Here is a 19,018-nt window from a genome sequence, read left to right as displayed (position 1 = left end):
TTAATCTGGCATTAACTACTTCGGCGCCAGCTCACGTAAATGCCGTGCCACCGCAATCCACGCACCGATATACCCCAACAACACCGCGCCAAGCAAGAGACTCAGACCATCGGCTACCGGCACACCGGCCAACGCGAAATCACTGCCGTAGAGCCCCGCCAGGCCGACAACCGCGTCGTTCAACCAATCCAGGCCAAACGCCAGTACGCCCCAGGACAAGACCCCCGCACCCAGGCCATACAGCGCGCCCATGTACAGGAAAGGCCGACGCACATAGCTGTCTGTGCCGCCCACCAGTTTAATCACTTCTATCTCGGTGCGACGGTTTTCAATATGAAGACGAATGGTATTACCTATCACCAAAAGTAATGCAGACACTAATAACACCGTCAGGCCGAACACAAAGCGGTCGCCCAGCTTGAGGATCGCGGCCAGGCGCTCTACCCAGACTAGATCAAGTTGGGCCTGTTGCACCTTCGGCATCCCTGCGAGTTTTTGTCGCAGGGCTTCCAGCGCCGGCTTGTCGACCTCGTTCGGCGTTACCAGCACCACGCCCGGCAGCGGGTTCTGCGGCAGCTCCTTGAGCGCCTCGCCCAGGCCCGATTGCTGCTGGAACTCTTCGAGAGCCTGGTCGCGGCTGATGTACTCGGCCTCGGCTACCCCCGGGATGTTCTTGATATCGTCACGCAGCGCTTCGCCTTCCTTGCTGCTGGTGTCCAGGTTCAGGTACAGCGAAATCTGCGCCGCCCGCTGCCAGGAACCGCCCAGGCGCTCCACGTTATTAAGCAACAGCGACAAGCCCATCGGCAGGCTCAAGGCCACGGCCATGACCAGGCAGGTGAAAAAGCTGCCGATCGGCTGCTTGCCCAGGCGCCGCAGGCTGTCCAGCAGGCTGGCGCGGTGGCTTTCGATCCAGGCGTGCACCAGGGTGCCGAAGTCCGGGCCGTCGTCTTCGTCGTGTTTTTTCTTTTTCGGTTGCGGGTCGGCCGGCTTCGGAGCCACCCGTTCGGATACTTTAGGGCTGCGTGTAGCACTCATACGCCAGCCTCCCCGTCGCCGATCAGGCGGCCGCGTTGCAGGGTCAGCATGCGATGGCGCATACGGGCAATCAGGGCCAGGTCGTGGCTGGCGATCAAGACGCTGGTGCCCAGGCGGTTGATGTCTTCGAACACCCCCATGATCTCGGCCGCCAGGCGCGGGTCGAGGTTACCGGTGGGTTCGTCCGCCAGCAGCAAGGCCGGGCGGTGCACGATGGCGCGGGCAATACCGACGCGCTGTTGCTGACCGGTGGACAGATCCCCCGGGTAGAGGTCGGTCTTGTCCGACAACGCCACGCGCTCCAGGGCCGAGTCCACGCGCTTGACGATCTCGGCCTTGGACAACCCGAGGATCTGCAACGGCAGGGCCACGTTGTTGAACACCGTACGGTCGAACAGCAACTGGTGGTTCTGGAACACCACGCCGATCTGACGGCGCAGGAATGGAATTTGCGCATTGCTGATAGTGGCCAGGTCCTGGCCCGCCAGCAGCAACTTGCCGGTCGTCGGGCGTTCCATGGCCAGCAGCAGGCGCAACAGCGTACTTTTGCCCGCGCCCGAATGGCCGGTGACAAACAAGAATTCGCCGCGACGCACTCGAAAGCTCAGCTCATGCAAGCCCACATGCCCGTTGGCATAGCGTTTACCGACCTGTTCGAATCGAATCATGAACGCTCCCGCTCGGCAAACAGTGCCTGTACAAAGGGTTCGGCTTCAAAGGTGCGCAGGTCGTCGATGCCTTCACCGACGCCGATATAGCGAATCGGCAACCCGAACTGTTTGGCCAGGGCGAAAATCACACCGCCCTTGGCCGTGCCGTCGAGCTTAGTCAATGCCAAGCCGGTCAGCTGCACCGTCTGGTTGAATTGCTTGGCCTGGCTGATGGCGTTCTGGCCAGTACCGGCGTCGAGCACCAGCAGGACTTCATGGGGTGCATCGGCGTCGAGCTTGCCGATCACGCGGCGCACTTTCTTCAGTTCTTCCATCAAGTTGTCTTTGGTGTGCAGGCGACCGGCGGTGTCGGCGATCAGCACGTCAATGTTACGGGCCTTGGCGGCCTGCACGGCATCGAAGATCACCGAAGCCGAGTCGGCGCCGGTGTGCTGGGCGATCACCGGGATCTTGTTGCGCTCGCCCCACACCTGCAACTGCTCGACGGCGGCGGCACGGAAGGTGTCACCGGCGGCGAGCATGACTTTCTTGCCTTCACCTTGCAGCTTCTTGGCCAGCTTGCCGATGGTAGTGGTCTTGCCAGCGCCATTAACCCCTACAACGAGGATGACGAACGGCTTTTTCGGCGTGATCACCAGCGGCGCTTCAACCGGTTTGAGCATGGCGGCCAGCTCAGCCTGCAGGGATTTGTACAGCGCATCGGCGTCGGTCAACTGCTTGCGCGCGACCTTCTGCGTCAGGCTCTGGATGATCACGGCGGTGGCTTCGACGCCCACGTCGGCGGTGAGCAGGCGGGTCTCGATGTCTTCGAGCAGCTCGTCATCAATGACTTTCTTGCCCAGGAACAGGCTGGCCATGCCTTCGCCAATACTGGCGCTGGTCTTGCTCAGGCCCTGCTTGAGGCGTGCAAAGAATCCGGTTTTGCTGGTTTCGGTGGTGGCGACGACAGGCTCTGGCTCGATAACGGCAGGTGCAGCGACAACCGGTGCAGGCACTTCAACGACGGGCGGTATTTCAGCCACAGCCTCTACCGGCGCCGGCTCAACCACTGCAGGAATCGGCGGCACGACGTGCTCGGCCTGAACATCCTCAACCAATGCCACGGGTTCTTCGGCCACCGGCAGCTCTAACCAGGGCTTGTGCTCAGGCTCAGGTTCCGGCTCGGCCTCAACGACCGGCTGCAACACCGGCTCAGCCATCGGTAACACCACCGGAACTGGCGTCTCGGCAACCGGTTCGGCTTCTATTACGGGTTCAGGGGTCGGTTCAGCGTGAACCTGTGGCTGTTCGACGACGGTTTCCTGCGGCTTTTTGCGCAGCCATCCGAACAGGCCTTTCTTCTCGCCAGCCGCAGCTGGGGTCTTCTTGTCGTCGTTGGAACCAAACATGGAGACGGCTATCTCAAGGTAGCGACGCGCCACAGGGCGCGCCGGTAAATAAAATTCGATGCGTAACAGACTGTTTTTTAGCCAGCTCGTTCATGCGCAACATTTTGTAAGGCCTAAATAGGGCCTTCACAAGACAGCCGCAGTGGCCGTCCTTAAGTCGGACCAGTATCCTAGCACCTCCTCGCCCGCCGACGCTAAGACCAAGCGGGCAGCCCAACAGGTTTAAAAACGAATGAATGCTCTAGCCCGCCGCGCCGCAGGCCTGCTGTTCAGCACAGTTTGTCTGCCTCTCTCAGCTTTGGCTGCCGATCCACAACCCACCCATGAATTCACCCTCGATAACGGCCTTAAAGTGGTCGTGCGCGAAGATCATCGCGCGCCGGTGGTGGTTTCCCAGGTCTGGTACAAGGTTGGCTCAAGCTACGAAACCCCGGGCCAGACCGGTTTGTCCCACGCCCTGGAACACATGATGTTCAAGGGCAGCGCCAAGGTCGGCCCCGGCGAAGCCTCGCTGATCCTGCGCGACCTGGGCGCCGAAGAAAATGCGTTCACCAGCGACGACTACACCGCGTATTACCAGGTATTGGCCCGTGACCGCCTGGGCGTGGCCTTTGAGCTGGAAGCCGACCGCATGGCCAGCCTGCGCCTGCCGGCCGACGAGTTCAGCCGTGAAATCGAGGTAATCAAAGAAGAACGCCGCCTGCGCACCGACGATAACCCCATGTCCAAGGCGTTCGAGCGCTTCAAGGCCATGGCGTTCCCGGCCAGTGGCTACCACACGCCGACCATTGGCTGGATGGCCGACCTGGACCGCATGAAGGTCGAGGAACTGCGCCACTGGTACCAATCCTGGTACGTGCCGAACAACGCCACCCTGGTGGTGGTCGGCGACGTGACCCCGGACGAGGTGAAAAACCTCGCCCAACGTTACTTCGGCCCGATCCCCAAGCGTGACGTGCCGCCGGCAAAAATCCCGATGGAACTGGCCGAGCCCGGCGAGCGCCTGCTGACCCTGCACGTGCAGACCCAACTTCCGAGTGTGATCCTGGGCTTCAACGTGCCCGGCCTGGCCACCGCTGAAGACAAACGTTCGGTGCAGGCCCTGCGCCTGATCTCGGCCCTGCTGGACGGCGGCTACAGTGCACGGATCTCCGAGCAACTGGAACGCGGTGAGGAACTGGTGTCCGCGGCTTCCACCAACTACGACGCCTACACCCGTGGCGACAGCCTGTTTACCCTCTCGGCCACGCCGAACCAGCAGAAGAAGAAAACCGTGGCCCAGGCCGAAGCCGGCCTGTGGCGCCTGCTCGATGAGTTGAAGGCCAAGCCGCCGACCGCCGAAGAACTGGAGCGCATCCGTGCCCAGGTGATTGCTGGCCTGGTGTACCAGCGTGATTCCATCACCAGCCAGGCCACGGCCATCGGCTCCCTGGAAACGGTCGGCCTGTCCTGGAAACTCATGGACACCGAGCTTGCCGACCTGCAAAGCGTGACCCCGGAAGACATCCAGAAGGCCGCACGCACTTATTTCACCCGCGAACGTCTGAGCGTCGCCCATGTTTTGCCTGAGGAGACCGCTCATGAGTGATCGCAAAAACAGCCGCCTGATCCTGCCCGGCCTGATCGCCGTCACCCTGATGGCGGCCAGCGCCGTTTACTTCTTGCGCCCCAGCGAGTCGGTCGCCAGCCAGGCCCTGGACAAGGCTCAAACGGCCAGCACCCTGCAATCCCTGGCGGAACTGGATGGCAAGGCACCGACCAACCGCAAGCTCGACGTACAAACCTGGACCACCACCGAAGGCGCCAAGGTGCTGTTCGTCGAAGCCCATGAACTGCCGATGTTCGACTTGCGCCTGCTGTTCGCCGCCGGCAGCAGCCAGGATGGCGACGTGCCAGGCCTGGCACTGATGACCAACGCCATGCTCAACGAAGGCGTGCCGGGCAAGGATGTCAGCCAGATCGCCAGCGGGTTCGAAGGCCTGGGGGCCGACTTTGGCAACGGCGCCTACCGCGACATGGCGCTGGTGACCCTGCGCAGCCTGAGCGACAGCGCCAAGCGCGACGCCGCCCTGTCACTGTTCAACCAGGTGATCGGCCAGCCGACATTCCCGGCAGACTCGCTGGCACGCATCAAGAACCAGATCCTGGCCGGTTTCGATTACCAGAAGCAGAACCCCGGCAAACTGGCGAGCATCGAGCTGTTCAAGCGCCTGTACGGCGACCACCCTTACGCGCACCCGAGCGAAGGCACCCCCGAGAGCGTGCCGAAGATTACCCTGGCGCAGTTGCAGGCGTTCCACGCCAAGGCCTATGCGGCGGGTAACGCGGTAATTGCAGTAGTGGGCGACCTGACCCGCGCCGAAGCCGAAGCCATGACGGCCAAGGTGTCCGCCTCGCTGCCCAAGGGCCCGGCGATGGCCAAGATCGCCCAGCCGACCGAGCCAAAAGCCGGCCTGAGCCGTATCGAGTTCCCGTCCAAGCAAACCCACCTGCTGTTTGCGCAGTTGGGCATCGACCGTGCCGACCCGGATTACGCAGCCTTGTCCCTGGGTAACCAGATCCTCGGCGGCGGTGGCTTCGGCACCCGCTTGATGAGCGAAGTGCGTGAAAAGCGCGGCCTGACCTACGGCGTGTATTCCGGTTTCTCACCGATGCAGGTGCGCGGCCCGTTCATGATCAACCTGCAGACCCGCGCCGAAATGAGCGGTGGCACCTTGCGCCTGGTGGAGGACGTATTGGCTGACTACCTCAAGACCGGCCCGACGCAAAAGGAACTGGATGACGCCAAGCGCGAGCTGGCCGGCAGCTTCCCGCTGTCCACCGCAAGCAACGCCGATATCGTCGGGCAGTTGGGCGCCATGGGTTTCTACAACCTGCCGCTGAGCTATCTGGAAGATTTCATGAAACAATCCCAGGCCCTGACCGTCGATCAGGTCAAGGCTGCAATGAACAAACACTTGAGCGCCGACAAGATGGTCATCGTGACCGCCGGCCCGACGATTGCGCAAAAGCCACTACCGCCCCCCACTGATAAACCTGCCGAGCAGCCGCTCGGGGTTCCGGAGCATTAATGGCCAGTTCATCTCGCCCGAAAAAACCTGTCCACAACGTGCATAACGGTGTGGGCCAACTGCGCATCATTGGCGGTGAATGGGGCAGCCGCAAGCTGAGCTTCCCCGACGTTGTGGGCCTGCGCCCGACGCCTGATCGCGTGCGTGAAACCCTGTTCAACTGGCTCGCGCCGTACATAGGCGGGGCCAAAGTGCTGGACCCGTTCGCCGGCAGCGGCGCGCTGTTCCTGGAGGCGCTGTCCCGTGGCGCGGCCCAGGGCCAGGCGCTGGACGCCAGCAATGTGGCGGTGTCCAGCCTCAAGGAGCACCTGGGCACGCTGCGTTGCACCACCGGCCAGGTGCAGACGGCCGACGCGCTGCGCTACCTGGAAACCCAGGCGGCGACTGAGTACGATGTAGTGTTCCTCGACCCACCGTTCAACCAGAACCTGCTACCGGCCGTCTGCACTCTGCTGGAAGAACGCCAGTGGCTGGCACCGGATGCCTGGATCTACACTGAGAGCGAGACCGCGCCCTCCACGCTCGGCCTGCCAAGTGGCTGGCGCCTGCACCGGGAGCAGAAGTCCGGGCGGGTGTATTACGCGTTGTGGCATCGTTTGGTCGAAAACGCCGCTTAACCTGTGGCTGGGGAGCTTGCCACGGCGAGCTCACTGGCTACCGAGAGTTTCATGACCCCCTCTTCCGATTTATTCAAACCCGCCCTCGGCCTCGGCAACCCCCACTTGCAGACACTGTGGGGGCCGCTGTGGCGGCCGACCACCCACATCGAGCGTCAGCGTGAGCGACTGTGGCTGGAGGATGGCGACTTCCTCGATCTCGACTGGCATGGCCCCCATGACGTGCAAGCGCCCTTGGTGCTGGTGCTGCATGGGCTGACCGGTTCGTCCAATTCACCCTATGTGGCCGGCCTGCAAAAAGTCCTCGCGGCCCAAGGCTGGGCCAGTGCCGCGTTGAACTGGCGCGGCTGCTCGGGCGAGCCCAACCTGCTGGCTCGCAGTTATCACTCCGGCGCCAGCGAAGACCTGGCGGCGGCGATTGCTCATCTGCGCGCCAAGCGGCCGTTGGCGCCCTTGTATGCGGTGGGTTATTCCCTGGGTGGCAATGTGTTGCTCAAGCATCTGGGGGAAACCGGCAAGGCCTCGGGTCTGCAGGGCGCGGCGGCGGTATCGGTGCCGTTTCGCCTGGATCAATGCGCCGATCGCATCGGCCTGGGGTTCTCGCGGGTGTATCAGAAGCACTTCATGCGCGAGATGCTGGCGTACATCCGCGTCAAGCAACGCCAGTTCCTGCAGGACGGTCGTGAGGATGGGCTCAAAACCCTGGAGGCCCTTGGTTCCCTGGAAAAGATGCGCACATTCTGGGACTTCGACGGGCGGGTAACCGCGCCGCTGCATGGTTTCTTGAGTGCCGAGGATTACTATCGCCGCGCCTCCAGTCGCTATTACCTGGGCGGTATCCGCACGCCGACGCTGATTATCCAGGCGGCTGATGATCCGTTTGTGTTTGCGCACAGCTTGCCTGACGCCAGTGAGCTGTCGGCCTGCACCGAGTTCGAGTTGCTGGCCAAGGGCGGGCATGTGGGGTTTGTGGAGGGTTCGCTGAAGCGCCCTGGTTACTACCTGGAGCGCCGGATCCCTGCCTGGTTACTGACACAACGCGGTTAAACATGTGGGAGCGGGCTTGCTCGCGAATGCGGTGTATCAGTCACACCTGTATCGACTGACACCCTGCATTCGCGAGCAAGCCCGCACATTTGATTGGGTTTGCAGATCGAGCCTTAGTCGCCCGTTGCTATCTCCCGGGCTGGATCGGTAATCCACTCACTCCACGACCCCGCATACAACTTGCCCAACGGGTACCCCGCCAGGCTCAACGCAAACAGGTTATGGCACGCCGTCACCCCAGACCCGCAATACGCCACCAGCCCCTGAGCCGGGCGCCCTTGCAACTGCGCGGCAAAGCGTTGCTTGAGCTGATCAGCCGGCAAGAAACGACCATCACTGCCCAGGTTTTCACTGAACGCCGCACATTGCGCACCAGGGATATGCCCGGCAATCGGATCGATGGGCTCCACTTCGCCACGAAAGCGCGGCTGGGCGCGGGCGTCGATCAAGGTCAGGCCAGGTTGGCCCAGGCGTTTTTGCAGGTGTTCGGCATCCAGCAACAGACGATTATCCGGCGTACCGTCGAAGGTACCTGGCGCAACCACAGGCGCGTCCAGGCTCAAGGGGAAACCGGCGGCATGCCAGGCCTTGAGGCCACCATCCAGAATAAACACGCCATCACGCTTGCCCAGCCAGGCCAGCAGCCACCAGGCACGGGCGGCGTAGGCACCGGGGCCGTCGTCATACAGCACCACATCGGTGTCGGCACTGATGCCCCAGGCCCGCAGTTGCCTGGCGAACGTGTCCGCCGCCGGCAAAGGATGACGACCGGTCACGCCCTTGGTCACCGGGCCGCTCAGGTGGCGCTCAAGGTCGGCGTATTGCGCGCCCTCGATATGCCCTTCGGCGTAACTGCACAAGCCGTAGTCCGGGTCTTCCAGGGCAAAGCGGCAATCCAGGATCACCCACCCGCTCGACTGTTGGCGCTCGGCCAATTGCGGGGGGCTGATCAGTTGGGCAAGCGGCATGACTGACTCCTGTGCATACAAAGGGGAAAGGTCTTACTTCACTTCTTCCAGTGCCTGATTCAACGGCACGTAAAACTCTTTGAACAAGGCATCCACCGCCTCTTTAGCCTGTGGCGTAACGAACCCCGCCTCCAGCACCAGCACCTGGTACACCCCGCGCTTGATCGCCTCGGCGCTCAGGTGGGTGGATTTTTCATTGGTGGTACACAAAAAGCGCACCCACGAGGTGAGGATGATCCACGCATTCAGGGTCAGGGCTTCGGTTTGCACCGGGTCCATATTGAGAATGCCGGCATCGACAAAGCCTTGGTAGATTGCGCCGCCCTGGATCAGGCAACGCTGGGAAAACCGCCGGTAGCCGGTCGCCAGTTCCGGGTCGCTCTCCAGCAGGTGTTCGAGGTCGCGGTGCAGGAAGCGATAACGCCACATGCCGGCCAATACGGCTTGCAGATAAAAGCGTTTATCCTCCACCACCATCGTGCGTCCCTGTGGTGGGCGCAGGAAACTGTCTACCAGCGCTTCATATTCGCGGAACAGCACGGCGATGATCGCCTGCTTGTTAGGGAAGTGGTAGTACAAGTTGCCCGGGGAAATTTCCATGTGGGCGGCAATGTGGTTGGTACTGACACTGCGCTCGCCCTGCTGGTTAAAAAGCTCCAGGCTGGTTTGCACAATGCGCTCGCTGGTCTTTACTCGTGGTGCCATAGGGGATCAGCTTCTATACACGGGATGGGGCATCTTACGGCCTAACCCGGCCAGGATAAATCTGGATGTTACTGCAATGTTATTTGACAATTTAGAGCAATGACTCTAAAAATCCAGGCAGACCAATAACAATCGGTGCCGCGCCATGTCTGCCAACGTTGCCTACCTGCAAGATTCCCAGGCGCTGGATCAGCTCCAGAACCTGTTCAACGCCCAACGCCGCGCCTTCGTCGCCAACCCGATGCCGCCGGCCGGGCAGCGCCAGCAATGGCTCAAGGCTTTGCGGGATCTGCTGAGCGACGAACGCCAAGCGCTGATCAATGCGATCAGCCAGGACTTCAGCCATCGCAGCGCCGACGAAACCCTGTTTGCCGAATTGATGCCTAGCCTGCATGGCATTCACTACGCGAGCAAACACCTCAAGGGCTGGATGAAACCTTCCCGCCGCGCTGTAGGCATTGCCTTCCAGCCCGCCTCAGCCAAAGTCATTTACCAGCCATTGGGCGTCGTCGGCGTCATCGTGCCGTGGAACTACCCGCTATACCTGGCCATCGGCCCGTTGGTGGGGGCATTGGCGGCCGGTAACCGAGTGATGCTCAAGCTCAGTGAGTCCACGCCGGCCACCGGTGAGCTGCTCAAGGCGTTGCTGGCCAAGATCTTCCCCGAGGACCTGGTGTGCGTCGTGCTGGGCGAAGCTGACGTGGGCATGGCGTTTTCCAAGTTGCGCTTCGATCACCTGCTGTTCACCGGCGCTACCAGCATAGGCAAGCACGTGATGCGTGCGGCGGCCGAAAACCTCACGCCGGTGACTCTGGAGCTAGGCGGCAAATCGCCAGCCATTGTCTCGGCCGATGTGCCACTCAAGGACGCCGCCGAACGCATCGCCTTCGGCAAAACCTTGAACGCCGGGCAAACCTGCGTGGCGCCAGATTATGTGCTAGTACCGGAAGATCGCGTGGAAGGCTTTGTCGAGGCCTATTCCAAAGCCGTGCGCGGGTTTTATCCGACGCTGGTCGACAACCCGGACTACACCGCCATCATCAACGAGCGCCAACTGGCCCGGCTCAATGCCTACGCCAAGGACGCCACCGACAAAGGCGCCACTTTGATCCCACTGTACGAGCAAGGACAGGCGCGGCGAATGGTCCACAGCCTGCTGTTGAATGTCAGCGACGACATGACCGTGATGCAGGACGAAATCTTCGGCCCGCTCCTGCCCATCGTGCCGTATCGCGGCCTTGACCAAGCCTTTGCCTACATCAACCAGCGACCTCGACCACTGGCCTTGTATTACTTCGGCTACAACAAAGGCGAACAAGCGCGGGTGCTCCACGAAACCCACTCCGGTGGCGTGTGCCTGAACGACACCTTGCTGCACGTCGCTCAGGACGATATGCCGTTCGGTGGCATCGGCCCGTCAGGCATGGGCCATTACCACGGTCACGAAGGTTTCCTGACGTTCAGCAAGGCCAAGGGTGTGCTGGTCAAACAGCGCCTGAACGCAGCGAAGTTGATCTACCCGCCTTATGGCAAGTCGATCCAGAAGCTGATCCAGAAGCTGTTTATCCGCTGATAACCGCCACCTTCGGGACTATAAAAACAATGAACACCAGCCTGACTGATTCACCCGCGCTGTCACGGCGCGGCGTCTTGAAAATCGGCCTGTGTGCCAGCGCCTTCCTCGCCACCGCCGGGTTGGGCGCCAGCCTCAGCGGTTGCTCCAGCAGTACGCCAGCCAGCGGCTTTGCGATGTTGCGCACCAGCGACTTGCCATTCTTGCGGGCGGTAATCCCGGTGCTGCTGGAAGGCGCGGCCAGTGCCGAACAAGTGCTTGCAGGTATTGAGGACACCCTGAAAAAGCTCGATTACAGCCTGCAGCACTTGTCCCCCGAGATGTTCAAGCTCACCCAGCAATTATTCGACGTACTGGGCATGGGCATTACCCGCGGCCCGCTGACCGGTATCTGGGGCAGTTGGGAAAACGCCAGCAGCGAACAGATCCGCAATTTCCTGCACCGCTGGGAAAACAGCTACCTGAACCTGCTGCGCATGGGCCAGGGCTCGTTGCTCAAGCTAGTGATCATGGCCTGGTACTTCCGGCCCGAGTCCTGGGCCCATTGCGGCTACCCCGGCCCGCCGAAGATCTAGCCTGGGCCATCCCCCAAGATTGCATCTTCCTACAAGAATAAGAGAGCACACCTATGCCCGTACCCGATCTGTTCCGCGACGGCCTGGCCCGTGGCTGGAAAACCCACAATGGCGCCGCCCTGGATAACGACCTGACCCTGGAAGCGGATGTCGCCATCATCGGCAGCGGCGCCGGGGGCGGTACCACGGCTGAAATCCTCAGCGCCGCCGGCTACAAAGTGTTGCTGATCGAAGAAGGCCCGCTCAAGACCAGTAGTGATTTCAAACTGCTGGAAGACGAAGCCTACGCCAGCCTTTACCAGGAAGGCATCGGGCGGATGAGTAAGGACGGCGCTATCACCATCCTGCAGGGCCGGGCCGTGGGCGGTACCACCTTGATCAACTGGACCTCCAGCTTTCGCACCCCTGACGCTACCCTCGCGCATTGGGCCAGCGAATATGCGGTCAAAGGCCACAGCAGCGCCGAAATGGCGCCCTGGTTCGAAAAAATGGAGCAGCGCCTGGGCATCGCGCCGTGGGCGCTGCCGCCGAATGCCAACAACGATGTGATCCGCAAAGGCTGCGAAAAGCTCGGCTACAGCTGGCATGTGATCCCGCGCAATGTGCGCGGTTGCTTCAACCTGGGGTATTGCGGCATGGGCTGCCCGGTCAACGCCAAGCAGTCAATGCTGGTGACCACCATCCCGTCCACCCTGGAAAAGGGTGGCGAACTGCTTTACCTGGCCCGCGCCGAACGGCTGAAATACAGCGGCGACACCATCAGCAGCCTCGAATGCGTGGCCATGGACGAACGCTGCGTAGCGCCCACCGGGCGCAAGATCAGCGTGAAAGCCAAGCACTATGTGCTGGCGGGCGGCGGCATCAACAGCCCGGCCCTGCTGATGCGCTCCGACGCGCCCGACCCACACTCGCGGCTGGGCAAGCGCACCTTCCTGCACCTGGTCAATTTCTCCGCCGGGCTGTTCGACGAGGTGATCAACCCCTTCTACGGTGCGCCGCAATCCATCTACTCCGACCATTTCCAATGGCAGGACGGCACTACCGGAAAAATGTCCTACAAACTGGAAGCACCGCCCCTGCATCCAGGCCTGGCGAGCACCCTGTTTGGTGGCTATGGCAACCAGAACGCCCTGGACATGAACCAATTACCCCACACACACGCCATGCTCGCCCTGCTGCGCGACGGCTTTCACCCCGACAGCCCAGGCGGCACGGTGGAGTTACGCGGTGACGGCACCCCAGTGCTCGACTATCAGGTCTCGCCCTACGCCTGGGACGGCCTGCGCCGGGCCTTCCACAGCATGGCCGAGATTCAGTTCGCGGCGGGGGCCAAATCGGTCAAGCCCCTGCATCACGACGCGCGCTTTGTGAACAACTTGGCCGAAGCGCGCAGCGTGATCGACGGTCTGAACCTGGAACTGCATCGCACCACCCTGGGCAGCGCCCACGTGATGGGCGGTTGCGCCATGGGTGAAGACCCAAAAAATGCCGTTGCCGACAGCCTGGGTCGCCATCATCAGTTGCGCAACCTGTCGATCCACGATGGCTCGCTGTTCCCCACCAGCATTGGCGCCAACCCGCAATTGTCGGTGTACGGACTGACCGCGCAACTGGCGAGCGCATTGGCCGAACGTCTGAAAACGGCATGAAAAGACAGGGTATTCACGGTATCTATCTACATAAGTCGACTTGGCCCACCGGTAATGCTGCGATACCATCCGGTTCCCCAACGGACTCCGCCAGGACGACGCGATGAACCGAGTGTTGTACCCAGGTACCTTCGACCCGATTACCAAAGGCCATGGCGATCTGGTCGAACGCGCCTCTCGCCTGTTCGACCATGTGATCATCGCGGTCGCGGCCAGCCCCAAGAAAAACCCGCTGTTTCCCCTGGAACAACGTGTGGAGCTGGCGCAAGAGGTCACCAAGCACCTGCCGAATGTGGAAGTAGTGGGCTTTTCGACATTGCTGGCGCATTTCGCCAAGGAGCAGAACGCCAATGTGTTCCTGCGTGGCCTGCGTGCGGTGTCGGACTTCGAATACGAATTCCAGCTGGCCAACATGAACCGCCAATTGGCGCCGGACGTGGAAAGCCTGTTCCTGACGCCGTCGGAGCGTTATTCGTTCATTTCCTCGACGTTGGTTCGTGAAATCGCCGCTTTGGGCGGAGATATCACCAAATTCGTGCATCCAGCCGTGGCCGATGCGCTGACGCTGCGCTTCAAGAAGTAAGGCTGCTCGGTCGGTGCCTGCTCGCACTGCGGGCGCCAATGCGGCACAATTGCGCGCATTAGTTTTCAGATGCCTTGGCAGAGTGCCCTGGCAGGAGTTTCCATGTCCCTGATCATCACCGACGATTGCATCAACTGCGACGTCTGCGAACCCGAGTGCCCGAACGCCGCCATTTCCCAGGGCGAAGAGATCTACGTGATCGACCCTAACCTGTGCACCCAGTGCGTCGGTCACTACGACGAACCGCAGTGCCAGCAGGTATGCCCGGTGGATTGCATTCCGCTGGACGAGGCACACCCTGAGACTGAAGAGCAGTTGATGGAGAAGTACCGCAAGATTACCGGTAAGGCCTAAACCTCTTCATTGCCCCTAAGGGCCTCATCGCAGGCAAGCCAGCTCCCACACTTGGATATATGAATACATTCAAATGTGGGAGCTGGCTTGCCTGCGATAGCAATATCAGCCTTCACCCAGCAATCAGCTCTGACACCTGGGGCAAAACACACTCGCCCGCTGCCCCAGCACCACATTGCGCAGCTCAGTGCCGCAGACCTTGCATGCCTCGCCGCCCCGGCCATACACGAACAGTTCCTGCTGGAAATACCCCGGCTGCCCATCGCCGCCGATAAAGTCCCGCAACGTGGTGCCGCCCCGCTCGATGGCAGCAGCCAGCACCCGCTTGATTTCAATCGCCAGCTTCAGATAACGCCCGCGTGAAATACCCCCGGCGGCGCGGCGTGGGTCAATCCCAGCTGCAAACAGCGCCTCGGTCGCATAGATATTGCCCACGCCCACCACCACCGCGTTGTCCATGATGAACGGCTTCACCGCCATGGACTTACCGCGAGACAGCTGGAACAAGCGCTCGCCATCAAACAGGTCGGTCAACGGCTCCGGCCCCAGCCGCATCAGCAGCTCATGGTTGTGCGGGTCGAGGCTCCAGAGCATCGCACCGAAGCGCCGCGGGTCGGTGTAGCGCAGGGCCATGCCCGATTCCAGCTCGATATCCACGTGCTCATGCTTGGCCGCGGGCATGCCGACTTCCACCAGGCGCAAGTTGCCCGACATGCCCAGGTGGCTGATCAAGGTGCCCACTTCGGCATTGATCAACAGGTATTTGGCCCGGCGCTCCACCAGCACGATGCGCTGCCCTGACAGGCGCACATCCAGGTCTTCCGGAATCGGCCAGCGCAGGCGCCGCTCACGCACTACCACGCGGCTGACGCGCTGGCCTTCCAAGTGCGGGGCAATGCCGCGTCGGGTGGTTTCGACTTCTGGTAACTCGGGCATATGTACCTCTTGAATGACGGGTCAGTGCGCGCCCAGTTCGCGGATCGACAACTTCAGGCTCTCGAAGTCGTAGTCCGACAGGCCCACGTAATCCAGCACCAGATGGCCAATGGCGTTCCACTCATGATCCACTGGCTGATTGCCCAGTACGCGATAGGACGAACAGATATGCTCGGCCATCTTCAAAATGGCCAGCAGGTTCTTGAGCTGTGGGTTGCGCGACGTCTCATCGCTGAAAATCGCCAGGGCGTTATGGTGATTGGCGATGGCGTCGGTGACATGCTCCGGCAGGCGCCAGGACTTGGCGGTGTAGTAGCCGACTACCGCATGGTTGGTGTGGAACGCTTTGTTTTCGGTGTCGACCACGCGGCAATCCGGGGCGGCATTGGCGTAGGCCTCTTCCAGCACCGCCATGTAATTGGGAAAGCGCTTGAGCATCAGCGGCACGCCACAATCATGGAACAGGCCCAAGGCATAGGCTTCGTCCACGGCCTGGGAACCGGTGCGCTTGGCCAGGGTGAGGCAGGTCATGGCCACATCCTGGGCGGTGTCCCAGAAGCGGTTGAGGGTGACGATGGTGTCGTCGCACATCTCACCCTTGATCGACTGCGCGTTGATCAAATTGATGATCGAACGGCTGCCCAGCAGGTTCACCGCACGCTGGATCGAAGCGATTTTGTTGCTCAGGCCGTAATACGGCGAATTGACGATCTTGAGCAGCGCGCCGGACAAGCCCGGGTCCTGGGAGATCAGCCGCGCAATCACTTCCAGGTCCGGATCGGGCATGTACTGCTCCATCTGCAAATCCACCATGATTTGCGGTTGAGGCGGCACGCTGATGCCTTGCAGGGCCTGTTGGATCTGCTCGGGGGAAAGCTCTTGGGACATAAGTACACACTCTGGGCTAGGCGCGAATTCTACCCCTTATGCCGATGTGGCCGACACCCAAAAACCCAAGTGAAACCCGATCGAATGTGGGAGCTGGCTTGCCTGCGATAGCATCACCACCGTACGTCTGATACACCGCGCCGCCCGCATCGCAGGCAAGCCAGCTCCCACATGAAAGAGTGCGCAAAGGGTATACTCCCGCTCTTTTTTCCGGAGCGACGTCATGTCCCTGCCAAGCCTGCGTCTCAAAGCCAACGCCGATCGTCGTTTGCGCAACGGCCACCTGTGGGTCTACAGCAACGAAATCGACGTGGCCGCCACCCCACTCCACGGTTTCCAGGCAGGCGACCAGGCTATCCTGGAAGCGGCCGGCGGCAAGACCCTGGGCATCGTGGCCATGAGCCCGAACAACCTGATCTGCGCCCGCCTGCTGTCGCGCGACATCAAGTTGCCGCTGGACAAGTCGCTGCTGGTGCACCGCCTCAACGTCGCGCTGTCCCTGCGTGACCGCCTGTTCGACAAGCCGTTCTACCGCCTGGTCTACGGTGATTCCGACCTGCTGCCGGGCCTGGTGGTCGACCGTTTCGGCGACATCCTGGTGGTACAGATCGCCTCGGCGACCATGGAAGCGCATAAAGAAGATGTGATCGCCGCGCTGACCCAAGTGCTCAAGCCCAGCGGCATCCTGTTCAAGAACGACTCCGCCGCGCGCGACGCCGAAGGCCTCAACCGCTACGTCGAAACCGTGTTCGGCCTGGTGCCGGAGTGGGTGGCGCTGGAAGAGAACGGCGTCAAGTTCGAAGCCCCGGTGATCCAGGGCCAGAAAACCGGCTGGTTCTACGACCACCGCATGAACCGCGCCCGCCTGGCCCCGTATGCCAAGGGCAAGCGTGTACTGGACCTGTACAGCTACATCGGCGGCTGGGGCGTGCAAGCTGCAGCCTTTGGCGCCAGTGAAGTGTTCTGCGTCGACGCTTCGGCCTTCGCCCTCGACGGCGTAGAGCGCAACGCCGCGCTGAACGGCTTTGCCGAGAAGATGACCTGCATCGAAGGCGACGTCTTTGAGGCGTTGAAAGAACTGAAAGCCAGCGAAGAGCGCTTCGACGTGATCGTCGCCGACCCACCGGCCTTCATCAAGCGCAAAAAAGACATGAAAAACGGCGAAGGCGCCTACCGCCGCCTCAACGAGCAAGCCATGCGCCTGCTCAGCAAAGACGGCATCCTCGTCAGCGCCTCGTGCTCCATGCACCTGCCGGAAGACGACCTGCAAAACATCCTGCTCACCAGCGCCCGCCATCTGGACCGCAACATCCAGATGCTCGAACGCGGCGGCCAAGGCCCGGACCACCCGGTGCATCCGGCGATTGTCGAGACGCGCTACATCAAGAGCATTACCTGCCGGTTGCTACCCAATAGCTGATGCTGTTCCCCTGTAGGGACTTGCGGGTTCCTACAGGTTTTTAGGAAATGTCGTACTGCCCCAGGCTTTGACTTTCCGTAGCGCAGACTCGATCCTCGCCCCTCTCATGGAACCGAGGCTCGCGTATGTCGAAGGCAATTACACAGGCTGAAAAACCGCTCTTGGTTTTCTGGCTGATGACCATGACTTTGCTGGGCGTCTTCCCCCTTGACGTCGTACTGCCCTCCTTTCCCGCCCTGGCTGAACACTTCCATACCTCGACCACCCATATCGCTCGATCCGTCAGCCTGTTCGCCATTGGATTTTCCTGCTCAATGCTGCTGATCGGCCCGCTGTCCGACAGAATCGGTCGCAAGAAGCTACTCCTGGCCAGTATGGTAGTAGCCATCCTGGGTGCAGTCGGGTGTCTGGCCGCCAGAAACACGCCCCAATTCCTGTTCTTTCGAGTCATTCAGGCCATAGGCTGCGGTGGTTTCATACTGTCCCAAGCGCTGGTGCAGGACCTTTTTTTCGGCAGGGAACAGGAGCGGTTGCGCATAGCAATGGCCACGGCCGGAGGCATTTTCATCTCGATTTCCCCAATGCTGGGCGCATGGCTGCAATTGCACTGGGGATGGAAAGCCAGCTTCTACGCGTTTATCGCCCTCTGTGCCGCAACGTGGTTTATGGCTCACCGATTACTGCATGGCGGCTTCCCTCCAACCGCGCCAAGCGAGCGGGGTATTTTCAGGGCCTACGCCAAGGTTTTCGCCAACAGACATTTCGCCAGCTACGCCACGATCTCCGCGATCACCTTCGCCTGTCATTTCTCATTCATCGTTGTGTCACCGCTCATTTTCATGGACCAGTTAAAGCTGTCACCCCATGAGTACTCATTGACCTTGCTTCTCTACGGCGCCGCCTACGTAGTGGGAGGCCTCTGTGCCGGCGTCCTGCACAAACGGCTGGCGGCGGCTACCCAGATGGCAGTCGGGCTGGTTCTGATCGCTATCTCTGGCGTGGTCATGCTGCTGTTGGCCTACCTGTTCGGCTTATCAACCCCGACAGTGTTGGTGCCCATGCTGCTCTGCACGGCGGGCACCACCATCACCCGGCCCATTTCCAACTCCAAGGCCATGAGCCTGTTTCCAGACAATGCGGGAGCCGCAGCTTCCGCCGTTGCGGCAGTGCTGTTCATTGCTGGCGGCTGTATCAGTGCGTTTATCAGCACCTTTACCCACCAGTTGAGTACTGCGCTTGGCTTGTGTTTTCTGATCCTGAGCTTTGCCGCCCTTGCGTTGAACTCATGGGCACGGCGGCGCCCGCACGTCCTGTAGCGGCTAACTTCAAGGTTGCGCCCATTCCCTCCAGCCGCCAGCGGTGTAGAATCGGCCCTATTCATCGCCAGTCATCCCCCGGCGGGTTTATGAGCTCGAGGCCCAAGCACGCGGCGATCCCGCGACGCGAGTGGCAACTTCCGGACACACGGCCATTTTCTGAGTGTTCCAGTCGTCAATTAGAAGCTCACTCCCCTTTAGTACTTGATTAGCCGCCCG

At 61.2% G+C, this 19,018-nt stretch carries 18 protein-coding genes; 11 read left to right on the top strand and 7 right to left on the bottom strand.

The genetic code is table 11. From position 1 onward, the window contains the following. Nucleotides 1-15: 15 nt before the first annotated feature. The 3 genes from ftsX to ftsY are packed head-to-tail and all read right to left on the bottom strand — an operon-like array spanning nucleotide 16 to nucleotide 3,097. Nucleotides 16-1,038: a permease-like cell division protein FtsX gene (ftsX, locus tag BT199_RS20550; protein ID WP_014720338.1), complete on the bottom strand. Its 1,023-nt coding sequence runs from the start codon at nucleotides 1,036-1,038 to the stop codon at nucleotides 16-18. Beyond that, nucleotides 1,035-1,706, bottom strand: coding sequence for a cell division ATP-binding protein FtsE (gene ftsE, locus BT199_RS20545; RefSeq protein ID WP_003234627.1), 672 nt, complete (start codon nucleotides 1,704-1,706; stop codon nucleotides 1,035-1,037). The genes ftsX and ftsE overlap by 4 nt, the downstream gene beginning before the upstream one ends. After that, a complete protein-coding gene (gene ftsY / locus BT199_RS20540; RefSeq protein WP_020301927.1) occupies nucleotides 1,703-3,097 on the bottom strand; it encodes a signal recognition particle-docking protein FtsY in 1,395 nt (464 codons plus the stop codon). The genes ftsE and ftsY overlap by 4 nt, the downstream gene beginning before the upstream one ends. A 232-nt stretch (nucleotides 3,098-3,329) precedes the next feature. Between ftsY and BT199_RS20535 the strand changes: the two genes are divergently transcribed. The 4 genes from BT199_RS20535 to BT199_RS20520 are packed head-to-tail and all read left to right on the top strand — an operon-like array spanning nucleotide 3,330 to nucleotide 7,832. Then, complete coding sequence (locus BT199_RS20535; RefSeq protein WP_014720340.1) at nucleotides 3,330-4,685, top strand: M16 family metallopeptidase; 1,356 nt, start codon at nucleotides 3,330-3,332, stop codon at nucleotides 4,683-4,685. Next, the gene (locus BT199_RS20530; RefSeq protein WP_072435371.1) at nucleotides 4,678-6,168 is read left to right on the top strand and encodes a M16 family metallopeptidase; all 1,491 of its coding nucleotides are present in this window, start codon (nucleotides 4,678-4,680) and stop codon (nucleotides 6,166-6,168) included. The genes BT199_RS20535 and BT199_RS20530 overlap by 8 nt, the downstream gene beginning before the upstream one ends. After that, nucleotides 6,168-6,785, top strand: coding sequence for a 16S rRNA (guanine(966)-N(2))-methyltransferase RsmD (gene rsmD, locus BT199_RS20525; RefSeq protein WP_014720342.1), 618 nt, complete (start codon nucleotides 6,168-6,170; stop codon nucleotides 6,783-6,785). The genes BT199_RS20530 and rsmD overlap by 1 nt, the downstream gene beginning before the upstream one ends. A gap of 51 nt (nucleotides 6,786-6,836) precedes the next feature. Then, nucleotides 6,837-7,832 carry a hydrolase gene (locus BT199_RS20520; protein WP_072435370.1) on the top strand — a complete coding sequence of 332 codons (996 nt, stop codon included), beginning with the start codon at nucleotides 6,837-6,839 and terminating at the stop codon, nucleotides 7,830-7,832. Nucleotides 7,833-7,945: 113 nt separating this feature from the next. On the opposite strand, the gene BT199_RS20515 is transcribed toward BT199_RS20520, so the two are convergent. Beyond that, a complete protein-coding gene (locus BT199_RS20515) occupies nucleotides 7,946-8,800 on the bottom strand; it encodes a sulfurtransferase (RefSeq protein ID WP_072435369.1) in 855 nt (284 codons plus the stop codon). 33 nt (nucleotides 8,801-8,833) lie between these two features. Continuing rightward, entirely contained in the window at nucleotides 8,834-9,505 is a 672-nt protein-coding gene (locus tag BT199_RS20510) for a TetR/AcrR family transcriptional regulator (RefSeq protein ID WP_005792294.1), read from the bottom strand. 145 nt (nucleotides 9,506-9,650) lie between these two features. On the opposite strand from BT199_RS20510, the gene BT199_RS20505 reads away from it, so the two are divergent. The 5 genes from BT199_RS20505 (at nucleotide 9,651) to BT199_RS20485 (ending at nucleotide 14,239) form a co-directional block, all read left to right on the top strand. Then, the gene (locus tag BT199_RS20505; protein WP_014720345.1) at nucleotides 9,651-11,078 is read left to right on the top strand and encodes a coniferyl aldehyde dehydrogenase; all 1,428 of its coding nucleotides are present in this window, start codon (nucleotides 9,651-9,653) and stop codon (nucleotides 11,076-11,078) included. Between the two features lie 29 nt (nucleotides 11,079-11,107). Further along, complete coding sequence (locus tag BT199_RS20500) at nucleotides 11,108-11,653, top strand: twin-arginine translocation pathway signal protein (RefSeq protein WP_072435368.1); 546 nt, start codon at nucleotides 11,108-11,110, stop codon at nucleotides 11,651-11,653. A 53-nt stretch (nucleotides 11,654-11,706) separates the two neighbouring features. Further along, the gene (locus tag BT199_RS20495; RefSeq protein WP_014720347.1) at nucleotides 11,707-13,302 is read left to right on the top strand and encodes a GMC family oxidoreductase; all 1,596 of its coding nucleotides are present in this window, start codon (nucleotides 11,707-11,709) and stop codon (nucleotides 13,300-13,302) included. A gap of 103 nt (nucleotides 13,303-13,405) precedes the next feature. Next, the gene (coaD, locus tag BT199_RS20490; protein WP_003195136.1) at nucleotides 13,406-13,885 is read left to right on the top strand and encodes a pantetheine-phosphate adenylyltransferase; all 480 of its coding nucleotides are present in this window, start codon (nucleotides 13,406-13,408) and stop codon (nucleotides 13,883-13,885) included. 102 nt (nucleotides 13,886-13,987) lie between these two features. Beyond that, a complete protein-coding gene (locus tag BT199_RS20485; protein WP_003195146.1) occupies nucleotides 13,988-14,239 on the top strand; it encodes a YfhL family 4Fe-4S dicluster ferredoxin in 252 nt (83 codons plus the stop codon). Nucleotides 14,240-14,362: 123 nt separating this feature from the next. Here the strand turns inward: BT199_RS20485 and mutM are convergent, their stop codons facing one another. Together mutM and BT199_RS20475 are read right to left on the bottom strand one after the other, a co-directional pair. Continuing rightward, the gene (gene mutM, locus BT199_RS20480; protein WP_003195148.1) at nucleotides 14,363-15,175 is read right to left on the bottom strand and encodes a bifunctional DNA-formamidopyrimidine glycosylase/DNA-(apurinic or apyrimidinic site) lyase; all 813 of its coding nucleotides are present in this window, start codon (nucleotides 15,173-15,175) and stop codon (nucleotides 14,363-14,365) included. A gap of 21 nt (nucleotides 15,176-15,196) precedes the next feature. Next, nucleotides 15,197-16,009 carry an HDOD domain-containing protein gene (locus BT199_RS20475; protein ID WP_172832678.1) on the bottom strand — a complete coding sequence of 271 codons (813 nt, stop codon included), beginning with the start codon at nucleotides 16,007-16,009 and terminating at the stop codon, nucleotides 15,197-15,199. 277 nt (nucleotides 16,010-16,286) lie between these two features. Here BT199_RS20475 and BT199_RS20470 point away from each other — a divergent pair, with 277 nt between their 5' ends. Both BT199_RS20470 and BT199_RS20465 read left to right on the top strand, forming a co-directional pair. Further along, on the top strand, nucleotides 16,287-17,483 hold the full coding sequence (locus BT199_RS20470) for a class I SAM-dependent rRNA methyltransferase (protein WP_005792302.1): 1,197 nt from the start codon (nucleotides 16,287-16,289) through the stop codon (nucleotides 17,481-17,483). 125 nt (nucleotides 17,484-17,608) lie between these two features. Continuing rightward, the gene (locus BT199_RS20465) at nucleotides 17,609-18,799 is read left to right on the top strand and encodes an MFS transporter (RefSeq protein ID WP_072435367.1); all 1,191 of its coding nucleotides are present in this window, start codon (nucleotides 17,609-17,611) and stop codon (nucleotides 18,797-18,799) included. Nucleotides 18,800-19,018 lie beyond the last annotated feature (219 nt).

Source organism: Pseudomonas sp. NFR02 (assembly GCF_900119375.1).
In the GTDB taxonomy this organism is placed as follows: Bacteria; Pseudomonadota; Gammaproteobacteria; order Pseudomonadales; family Pseudomonadaceae; genus Aquipseudomonas; species Aquipseudomonas paracarnis.
Note: the sequence above shows the minus strand (reverse complement) of the source record. Positions and strands in the feature narration are given on the sequence as shown.